The following is a 9,189-nucleotide window of genomic DNA, read 5'->3' on the forward strand; positions in this document are numbered from 1 at the left end:
AGCGCCTTGGCCCCGGTCGCCCGCTCGAGCACCTCGACCACCCGCATCAGGTCTTCCGAGCGGCTGTTGCCCAGATTGTACAGTGCATGCGGCGCCTGGCTGCCCCCTGGCTTGACCTCGCCGTCGTCGGCCGGCGGCCGCGCCAGGCTCGCCACCACCCCGCTCACGATATCGTCGATGAAGGTGAAATCGCGGCGCATCTCGCCGCCGTTGTAGAGCGGCAGCGGGTCGCCCGCGAACAGCGCGGCGGTGAATGTCCACAGCGCCATGTCGGGCCGCCCCCACGGGCCGTAGACGGTGAAAAACCTCAGCCCGGTGGTCGGCACGCGATAGAGGCTGGCATAGGCTTCGCTCATCAGCTCGCCCGATTTCTTGGTCGCGGCGTAGAGCGAGATCGGGTGGTCGACGCGGTCCTCGACGCGGAACGGCAGGCTGCGGTTGGCGCCGTACACCGACGACGACGAGGCATAGACGAAATGCGCCACCTGCCGTGCCCGCGCCAACTCGAGCAGATTGGCGTGCCCGACCAGGTTCGACTGGATGTACGCTTGCGGGTGGTCGATGCTGTAGCGCACCCCGGCCTGCGCGCCCAAATGGACGATGCGGTCGATCGCCGCGCCGTCGAGCGCTTCGGCCAGCGCCGCGGCGTCGGAAAAATCGACCGGCACGAAGCGCAGCGCGGCGCCGTGACGCGTGGTCAGCTGCGCGACCCGCGCGTGCTTGAGCGCCGGATCGTAATAGGGGCTGAAATTGTCGATCCCGATGACCTGCTCGCCGGCGCGCAGCAACGCTTCGGCGGTTGCGGCGCCGATGAAGCCTGCAGCGCCTGTCACGAGGATGGCCATGAGCGCCGCTTAGCGCGGCCCGCCGCCGCCGCCTAGCCGGACGCCTAGCTGGTCCCGAGGAAGCGTCGATCGCCGCCCTCAAGCACCAAAGCCGTGAGGCGGCCCGATGAATAGCATCCGGTATCGATGCCTATGCGATTGGAGCGCACCTCGGGCTCGGCGACAATGGTGTGGCCATGGACCACCATCACGCCGTGGTCGCTCTCATCGTCATAGAGGAATTCCTCGCGGATCCAGCGCAGATCGGCCCGCTCCTGGTCTGCAAGCGCGACGCCGGGGCGTATCCCCGCATGGACGAACAGATAATTGCCGACCCTAACCTGGTCCTCGAAGCCACGCATGAAGTCGATGTGCGCCGGCGGGATCACTTCGCGCATCGCGCGCGGCAGTTCGCCGGCGAGCCGGAACACATCGCCGCGGTCGAGACCGTAGCTGGCGAGAGTCTCGAGACCGCCATACGCCAGCCACCCGCGTAGGGTCTCGCCATCACCGTCCCATGCCCGCAGCATGGCTTCCTCATGGTTACCCATCAAAAATGATCGGCGATGGCCTGGTAGCGGGCCGTCGAGCAATCGGCGGATTACCCCCGCGCTGTCCGGTCCGCGGTCGATAAGGTCACCGAGGAACACGACATGGACGGTGGCATCGATCGCGCCGGCATCGGCCTCGATCTGGTCGAGCAGCCGTTCGAGTTCGACGAGGCAGCCGTGGACATCACCGACGGCATAGACGCGCACGCCGGCCGGAACTTGCCATTCCCCGCGGCGCGGCGCCCGTGCGGTAGATCGTTTCTGCAACAAGCCAAACATTCAGTTCTTCCGATCGTCGTCCTTAGATGACCCCCTACTAGGTGTACGCCGCCGCGTGAACTCCTGCTGACCATCGCCGCCGGGCCTTTTGCGACTCTAACGCTTGCGGCCGCCTTGGTTCCGCGTAGCATCCGCGCGAACTATGCCCGACCCGCCAGCCAACGATCCCCTCACCATAGCGCATGTGATTTCGGCGCCCACCGCGGGCGGGGCCGAGATTTACGTCAAGGACCTCGCTTTGGCGCTGCACGACCGCGGCCAGCGCCCGGTAATCGTGTGCATCGCTTCCGCCGTTGAGGCCGGGCGCTCCGCGGAATCCGAAATACGCTTCGTCGCCGAGCTCGACGCCGCCGGCATCCCGTGGCAGATCATCGGTCCCCAGTGCCGCCGCAACCCGGCGCTAGGCGCGTGGCGGGTCGCTCGCGCGGTCCGCACCCACCGAGCGGACGTCTATCATTCGCATACCAAGCCCGGAATATTGTTCGGCTTACTCCTGCGGATTCCGCGCGTCCACACCCACCACAGCAGCATCGCCAAAATGCCGCGCTGGGCCTACGCGCTGCTGAGCCCCCTGGTCGACGCCTACGTCGGCATTTCCGAGCGCTGCGGCGAAGCGCTGGCGGGGTTCAGCGGGCGCACGGTAACCACCATCCGCAACGCGGTGTCTTTCGAGCGAATGCGGCCATGGCCAGGTCGGCCGCGAGTCGCGCCGGCGCGCCTCGAATGCCTCGCCGTCGGGCGCTTGCGCGCACCGAAGAACTACGCGTTGCTGATCGATGCACTGGCCCTGCTCCCACCGCGCGTCCGGGACCGGGTCCACGTGGCAATCGCCGGCCAGTGCCTGGCCCAGCCGCGCCGCGCGCTAGATGCACGTATCCGTGCCGCCGGGTTGGAGAATGTCGTGACCATACTCGGCGATCGTGCCGACGTGCCGGCGCTGCTCCAGCGTGCCCAATTGTTCCTTATCAGCTCGGCGTGGGAGGGGCTGCCGATCGCGCTGCTTGAAGCGACCGTGTCGGGCTTGCCATTCATCGCCACGGATGTCGGGGGTTGCGCCGAGGTGGCGGCGGCGGCTGGTAACGGCGTCATCGTTCCGCCCGGCGACCCAGCCGCCTTCGCCGCCGCTCTCGCCGCACTGGTCGACGACCCCGACCGCCTCACCGCGATGTCGCGCAGCGCGCTTGCTAATGCCGGCCAGTTTTCAATTTCCGCGGCTGCCGAAGCGCATCTGGCGCTGTATCGCTGCCTGATGAAACGGACCCTTTGCGCATGACCCCGCGGTTGCTGTTCATTGCTTCGGACGCCGCTGTGTTCGTGTCGCACCGGCTCAACCTCGTTGAGGCTGCGATCGCCGCGAGCTATCAGGTCGCCGTCGCGAGCCCCGGCGGCGGCGCGGTCGCCGCAATCATCGCCGCCGGCGCGACTCACATCCCAATCCATTTGCTGCGCGGGAGCAAAAACCCCATACACGAGCTACGCTCGCTGGCTTCAATCGCGCGCGCGCTGCGCCGCGCCCGGCCCCACTTCGTTCACCTCATCACCCCCAAGCCGATACTCTATGGCGGGCTGGTAGCGCGGCTGATGGGGATCCCGTCGATTGCTGCGGTCACCGGTCTCGGCCACGTGTTCGTCAATCGCTCAGCGGCCGGGCGGCTGATGCGGCGCGGTGTCGCGCTCGGCTATCGGCTTGCAATTAATGGACCGGCTACCGCCGTCATCTTCCAGAATCGCGACGATCTCGCGCTGTTTCGCTGTGCCGGCATCCTGCGCCACGACCGCGTTTCGCTGATCGCTGGCTCCGGCACTGATCTCGCCGCCATCACCCCCGCCCCCTTACCGCCCGGACCGACCGTCACACTGCTGCCGGCGCGCCTGTTGCGCGACAAGGGCGTGCTGGAGTTCGTCGCTGCCGCGCGGCTTTTGCGCCAGCGGGGCGCCGGCTGCCGCTTCCGCCTGCTCGGCGACCCCGACGTCACAAACCCGACTTCGGTAACTCTCGGCCAGCTTGCCGCGTGGGTCGCGGAGGGCGTGGTCGACTGGCAGCCGCACACCAGTGACATCGGCGCCGCCCTTGCCGCCTGCCATATCGTCGCGCTGCCGTCTTACCGCGAAGGCTTTCCTAAGACCCTAATTGATGCGGCCGCGGCAGGGCGGGCGGCGGTCGCTAGCGATGTGCCGGGCTGCCGCGACGCGATCGTCGATGGGGTTACCGGGCTGCTGTGCAAGCCGCGCGACGGCGCCGACCTCGCCGCCACGCTGGCGCCGTTGATCGCCGACCGCGCTCTGCAACAGCGATTGGGCGACGCGGCGCGCCGTCATGCCGAGGCGCACTTCGATGTCGACGACGTCACCGCCGCCCATCTTGAGCTCTACTCGTCGGTGCTCGACCGACCCCGCCGTACCGCCCTCCCGGCGAATGTCAGCGGCCGCAGGAGCCAGTAAAGCCAGTGTAGTCCACGCGGCAGCGTGATTGTTTGGCGGTCCTCGATCCCCCGCAGGCGCCGCACTGCCAGCGCTACCGCATAGATCGGGCCGGACATGAGCATGCGGCGGCTGCGGCGAATGGCGCGCAGGGCGGCGGTGTCGCGCTCGATCGGGCGGCCGGGCGAGCGGGCGCAGATAACGGTCAGCGCGTCGTGTGTCAGGCGGCGCACGCGCGGGCAATCGCGCCAACCCTCAGGCAAGCCCGTGGCAAACAACTGGTGGCGCAATAGAAGGGCTTGGTCGAGGGCGAAACCAGTGCGGTGGCAACGCGCCTCGGCAATCGACGTCGCAGAGTTCCCCTGGGCCGCCAGCAACGCCGAAAAATCGGCGATCCACTTGAGCCGCGACCAGCCGGCGGCGGCGCCATGGACTGCGAGATACGCCAAATTGGCCGAGTCGGTGAAGGTGGGCACCGTCGCGGCACCCAGCAGGTCAATGCGGCGCACGTCGCTGTGCACATCCAGCCGCGCCATTTGCAACGGCACATCGTGCAGCCGCCAGTGAAGCTCGACCGGCGAGCAGCCGGCCGCCTCGAATTCGGCATCCTTGGCAACTGCCGACCAGCGCGCGAACTCGGCGGAACCAAGCGGCCGCGGCGGTTTGACCGGGCCATAGCCGAGCCCGGCCAGGACCTCCGCCGCGGCCACGGCCTGACGCGGATCGACGAGCAAGTCGATGTCCCAGCTATGCTTGAGGCCAACCGTCCCGAATGCGGCGGCGGCGAGAGGCGTCCCCTTGAGGATGCGGTAGGCGATCCCGACCTGGTCCAGCGCCGCCGAGATACGCAGCGTGTCGCGCACCTGGAGAACCGCGGCCGTGCGGATCCGGTCGGCGGACTCGACCCGCCACTGCTTCATGCGTTCGGTTAGCGTTACGTGTGCCACCTCCAGCGCCTGGGCAACCAGCCCCTCGACGCGGTGCGCGGCGGCCAGCGCGCGGACATCGCCCCATGCCTCGAGTTGCGCCGCGGCGGCGCTGACCGCGGCCCGGCGGGCCTCGTCGTCCGGCCACCGGCAACAGGCGACGACCAGCGTCAGCGCGGGGCGAAACGGTGATGAGCCAAGCAAGTCAACCACATCGGCGGCACTGCACCGGGACGGCACGACAGGCAATTTCTATTGGCTGGCATTTTCGGGACCGCAAGCAAAGACTACTAACATTATTGAATTTTGGTTATTAGCCGAGCACTTCCCGGGGCCTTCTACAGCTTACGGGCATCCGCCGACCGGCGGCGACAGGGGTGGAGGGATTTCGCGCGTTGAACGATTTGCCACCAGTGCCGCAGCCGCCGCCCAAGCAACAATTGCCATTTAGCACGGCTGAGTTCGCGCTGGCCCGACCGCACGCCGGCCCGTTCGAGCACCATCCTCATCGCGAACCGATGCTCCGGCACTATTGGGGCATCATCCGCAAGCGCCGGCTGGTGATCGCCGCGGTCACCGCGGTCTGCCTGATGGTGGCGGTGGTGGCGTCGATGCTAACCCAGCGCGAATATGCCGCGACGGCGACCATCCAGGTGTCGCGCGAAACCAGCAAGGTGCTTAATATCGACGGAGTCGAGCAAGATTCGGGCGACAATTACTACAGCGACGAATTCTACCAAACCCAATATTCGCTGCTCAAGACACTGTCGTTGTCGGAAGCGGTGGTGCGGGACCTGCAGCTCGCCGACAACTTCCTGTTCCTGGCCAATTTCGAGCCCGGCGACGCCGACGAGATGCGCCGCATCCCTCGCGCCGAGCGGTTTGACATGGCCGCCGGTATTGTTAACGGAAATACCATCGTCGATCCGGTGCGTATGTCGAGCATCGTCAACATTCGCTACAACTCGCCTAACCCGGCGATGGCAATGCGCGTCGCCAATTCAGTCGCCGAGAATTTCATCCGCGCCAACCTCACGCGTCGTTTCGAGGCGACCACTTACGCCCGCCAGTTCCTCCAGAACCGGCTCAATCAGATCCGCCTCAAACTCGAGGAATCCGAGCGCAAGTCAGCCGCATATGCGCAGGCTCAGGGGTTGATCCGGCTCCGCTCCGGCAGCGGTGACGCTGCCAGCGAGCAGTCGCTTGTGGCGACCAGCCTCTCCGAACTAAGCACTCAATTGTCGACCGCGCAGGCCCAGCGCGCGGCGGCCGAAGCGCGGTTCCGGGCCGGCACCGCGGGCAGCAGCGCGGCACAGGCGCTGAACAATTCTACCGTCAACGCGCTGCAGCAGCAGCGCTCGGAGCTGTCCGGGCAGCTCGACAAGCTGGCCAGCGACTTCGGCCCCGAATATCCGACCGTGGTCGCTTTGCGGTCGCAGATCGCCAGCATCGACCGGCAGGTGGCCGCACAGACCAACCGGGTTAGTTCGGGCGTCGCCCAGGATCTCGGCGGGAAGTACCGCGAGGCCCTGGCGACCGAACGAGCGCTGCAAGCCAAGGTCAATGAGCTCAAAGTTACTCTGCTGAGTGAAGATACGCGCTCGATCGAGGCCAATATCGCTAAGCGCGACGTCGACAAGAACCGCGCGCTGTACGACGCGCTGCTCCAGCGCTTCAAGGAAATCGGCGTCGCCGGGGGAATCGGAACCAACAATATTTCGATCGCTGACCGCGCGCGCCTGCCGGGCGGACCGTTCAAGCCCGATCTCCAGCTCAACATCCTCCTGGGGCTGCTCGTCGGACTGCTGCTCGGCGGTCTCGCCGCCTTCCTTCTTGAGCAGTTTGAGGAAGCGGCCCTGCTGCCGGCCGATTTCCAGCGCAAGCTGGGCGTGGCTTTGCTCGGCGCGACGCCCAAGTTGGACTCGATAAACTCGGTCTCGGAGGCGCTGCTCGAGCCCAAGTCGCCACTTTCGGAAGCCTATTTCTCGATCCTCACCTCGATCCAGTTTTCGACCCCGCACGGGACCCCGAGTTCAATCCTGCTGACCAGCGCCCAGGCGCAGGAAGGCAAATCGACGACCTCTTTGGCGCTCGCCCAGGCGCTTGCCGCGGTTGGCTCAAGCGTGCTGTTAATCGATGCCGACATGCGCAATCCGTCGCTCCACAAATTGCTCGCCCGTCCGCTCAGCGGCGGGCTTAGCGCGTTGTTGACCGGGAGCGGTGATCTCGACCGGGATATCCAAGCCAGCCCGACGCCTAATTTGTGGGTGCTCATGGCGGGCCCGATCCCGCCCAACCCGGCCGAACTTCTGGCGACGGACGCGATCGACCGCATCATCACCGAAGCCGCCAGCAGATTCGACCATGTGATCGTCGACGGCCCACCGATCCTCGGCCTTGCTGATGCCCCCTTGCTTGCGCGCGCAGTCGAAGCGACGGTGCTGGTCGTCGAAGCCGGCCGCACTCGAGCCACCCAGGCGCGCCACGCGATCGACCGCCTCTACGCGGTGCGCGCGCATGTAGTCGGTGCCCTGCTGAGCAAATTCGATACGCGCAAAAGCGGTTATGGCTACGGCTACGGCTACGGTTATGGCTACGGCTACGGCTACGGAGGGAACGATCCCTACAGCTACGGGGCGCGCTAGGTAGCCGCTGCTCGCTCAGCCCTGCGGTCCGGTCAGCACGAAATTCGGGATAGCGATATCGAATGCGCTGCCGTCTTCGTCAACAAGGCGGTAGCTGCCGCTCATGGCACCGGACGGGGTGTCGAGCGGGCAGCCCGAGACGTAGTCGAAGCTGCCGCCCGGCGCGATCAGCGGCATTTCACCAACCACGCCTTCGCCGTGCACCTCATGGACGGTGCCGCGTCCGTCGACGATGCGCCAGCTGCGCGACAGCAATTGCACCGTGCGCTCGGAACCATTCTCGATCCGCACATGATAGGACCAGAACCACCGCTCGGATGCCGGGTCGGACTGCTCCGCAAGGTAAGCTACCGCCACCCGCACCGCGATGTCGCGGGTGGTCGCGACGTTGGGGAACAACATCGCCAGGGTGTCGGACATGGTCATCGCCCGCGACGCTAGGACAGCCGGCGTGCGCGCACAACCGGCGGCCTAATCGAGCCCGCCAGCCCGCCGGAGCCGCTCGACTAGCCGCGCGCGCGCCGCGCCCAGGCGGGCCGAGCGGTCGGTGAGCACGTCGCGGAGGAGAAAATGGCCGGTCAGCTCGAGCCCGTCGGCGATGTCTCCCCACCCCGCCGGTCCGCCTTGGCGGACGAACCGCGGCACAACGCGGCCCGCGAGGTCGAGGCCGAAGCCGAGCTCGGCCAGCATCAACAATTCGTAGCGGACCAGCGCCGCGCCCCACCCACTTGCCGCCGGGGCAGCCTCGATCGCTGCTAGCAGCGCGTCGAGCGCCTGATACAATGGCGGATACGGCTGGCCCTCGGGCAAAGCGGTGGCGGTCAGCGCAGCCACCCATTCGATCGCGGAGGCCGGCAGCGGCTCGCCGAGCAATGGACCGCGGCTGTGGGTCAGCTCGACCTCGGCCTGGGGCAATTGGACGTCTGTGCGCGAGCGTAGCCGCGCCGCGACGAGGTTGCCGGCCATCAGCACCGGCCGCATCCGCCGCCCCCGCGCGCCGCGGACGTAGGCGGCCTGGAGACCGTGTTGCGCGGTCATCAGCCGCACAACCGCGCCGTGCTCGCCATGCGCGCTGAGCGACAGAACGATTGCGGGAACGTCGAGCTGGATCATCCGCGCGGGTGGAAATAATCGTAGAGCTGGCGCGCCATGGCTTTCGAAATGCCCGGCGCCCGCTCGAGATCGTCGAGCGCGGCGCCCTTGACCGCGCGCGCGGTGCCGAAGTGCATCTGCCGCGCGCGCTTGCGGTGGGGGCCGATGCCCGGGACCTCGTCGAGGGTGCTGGTGGTTAGGCTCTTGGCGCGCTTCGCCCGATGGGTGCCGATGGCGAAGCGGTGCGCCTCGTCGCGCAGCCGCTGGAGGTAGAACAGCAGGGCGGAATTGGGCGGCAGGGTCAGCTCGCGCCCGCCTGGCAAATGGAAGGTTTCGCGCCCCGCGTTTCGGTCGGGGCCCTTGGACACCGCGATCACCGGGACGTCGTGGACCCCGGCATTCTCTATCATCTCGCACGCCGCCGACAATTGGCCTTTGCCGCCGTCGATCA

Annotated in this window: 9 protein-coding genes; 3 read left to right on the forward strand and 6 right to left on the reverse strand. The window is 67.2% G+C overall.

Features of this window, described 5'->3' with window-relative positions:
• Both RMP08_RS04280 and RMP08_RS04285 read right to left on the reverse strand, forming a co-directional pair.
• On the reverse strand, nucleotides 1-845 hold an 845-nt coding region (locus RMP08_RS04280; protein ID WP_310467751.1), incomplete at its 3' end, for an NAD-dependent epimerase/dehydratase family protein.
• Nucleotides 846-889: 44 nt separating this feature from the next.
• Entirely contained in the window at nucleotides 890-1,654 is a 765-nt protein-coding gene (locus tag RMP08_RS04285) for a metallophosphoesterase family protein (protein WP_310467752.1), read from the reverse strand.
• Nucleotides 1,655-1,796: 142 nt separating this feature from the next.
• On the opposite strand from RMP08_RS04285, the gene RMP08_RS04290 reads away from it, so the two are divergent.
• Both RMP08_RS04290 and RMP08_RS04295 read left to right on the forward strand, forming a co-directional pair.
• Entirely contained in the window at nucleotides 1,797-2,927 is a 1,131-nt protein-coding gene (locus tag RMP08_RS04290; protein ID WP_310467753.1) for a glycosyltransferase, read from the forward strand.
• Nucleotides 2,924-4,096 (forward strand): glycosyltransferase family 4 protein, encoded by a 1,173-nt coding sequence (locus RMP08_RS04295; RefSeq protein WP_310467754.1) that lies wholly within the window; start codon nucleotides 2,924-2,926, stop codon nucleotides 4,094-4,096. Before RMP08_RS04290 ends, RMP08_RS04295 begins: the two co-directional genes overlap by 4 nt.
• Here the strand turns inward: RMP08_RS04295 and RMP08_RS04300 are convergent.
• Nucleotides 4,024-5,214 (reverse strand): nucleotidyltransferase family protein, encoded by a 1,191-nt coding sequence (locus tag RMP08_RS04300; RefSeq protein WP_310467755.1) that lies wholly within the window; start codon nucleotides 5,212-5,214, stop codon nucleotides 4,024-4,026. The genes RMP08_RS04295 and RMP08_RS04300 overlap by 73 nt on opposite strands.
• A 305-nt stretch (nucleotides 5,215-5,519) precedes the next feature.
• On the opposite strand from RMP08_RS04300, the gene RMP08_RS04305 reads away from it, so the two are divergent.
• Nucleotides 5,520-7,646 carry a polysaccharide biosynthesis tyrosine autokinase gene (locus RMP08_RS04305; protein ID WP_310467756.1) on the forward strand — a complete coding sequence of 709 codons (2,127 nt, stop codon included), beginning with the start codon at nucleotides 5,520-5,522 and terminating at the stop codon, nucleotides 7,644-7,646.
• A gap of 15 nt (nucleotides 7,647-7,661) precedes the next feature.
• Here RMP08_RS04305 and apaG read toward each other — a convergent pair whose 3' ends face one another.
• From apaG to RMP08_RS04320, 3 genes are all read right to left on the reverse strand, one after another.
• Nucleotides 7,662-8,072, reverse strand: a complete 411-nt coding sequence (apaG, locus tag RMP08_RS04310) for a Co2+/Mg2+ efflux protein ApaG (protein WP_409049770.1) — start codon at nucleotides 8,070-8,072, stop codon at nucleotides 7,662-7,664.
• Nucleotides 8,073-8,117: 45 nt separating this feature from the next.
• The gene (locus RMP08_RS04315; protein WP_310467757.1) at nucleotides 8,118-8,759 is read right to left on the reverse strand and encodes a recombination protein O N-terminal domain-containing protein; all 642 of its coding nucleotides are present in this window, start codon (nucleotides 8,757-8,759) and stop codon (nucleotides 8,118-8,120) included.
• Nucleotides 8,756-9,189, reverse strand: a 434-nt coding sequence (locus RMP08_RS04320; RefSeq protein WP_409049771.1) for a helix-hairpin-helix domain-containing protein, incomplete at its 5' end; no start/stop codon positions are given. The genes RMP08_RS04320 and RMP08_RS04315, both read right to left, overlap by 4 nt.

It is taken from the genome of Sphingomonas sp. (genome assembly GCF_031426035.1).
In the GTDB taxonomy this organism is placed as follows: Bacteria; Pseudomonadota; Alphaproteobacteria; order Sphingomonadales; family Sphingomonadaceae; genus Sphingomicrobium.

Excerpts from the sequence above, each read along its gene's own strand:
- RMP08_RS04290 (WP_310467753.1), top strand. The coding sequence starts at position 1,797 with ATGCCCGACCCGCCAGCCAACGATCCCCTCACCATAGCGCATGTGATT.
- RMP08_RS04315 (WP_310467757.1), bottom strand. The coding sequence starts at position 8,759 with ATGATCCAGCTCGACGTTCCCGCAATCGTTCTGTCGCTCAGCGCGCAT.
- RMP08_RS04295 (WP_310467754.1), top strand. The coding sequence starts at position 2,924 with ATGACCCCGCGGTTGCTGTTCATTGCTTCGGACGCCGCTGTGTTCGTG.
- apaG (WP_409049770.1), bottom strand. The coding sequence starts at position 8,072 with ATGACCATGTCCGACACCCTGGCGATGTTGTTCCCCAACGTCGCGACC.
- RMP08_RS04285 (WP_310467752.1), bottom strand. The coding sequence starts at position 1,654 with ATGTTTGGCTTGTTGCAGAAACGATCTACCGCACGGGCGCCGCGCCGC.
- RMP08_RS04305 (WP_310467756.1), top strand. The coding sequence starts at position 5,520 with ATGCTCCGGCACTATTGGGGCATCATCCGCAAGCGCCGGCTGGTGATC.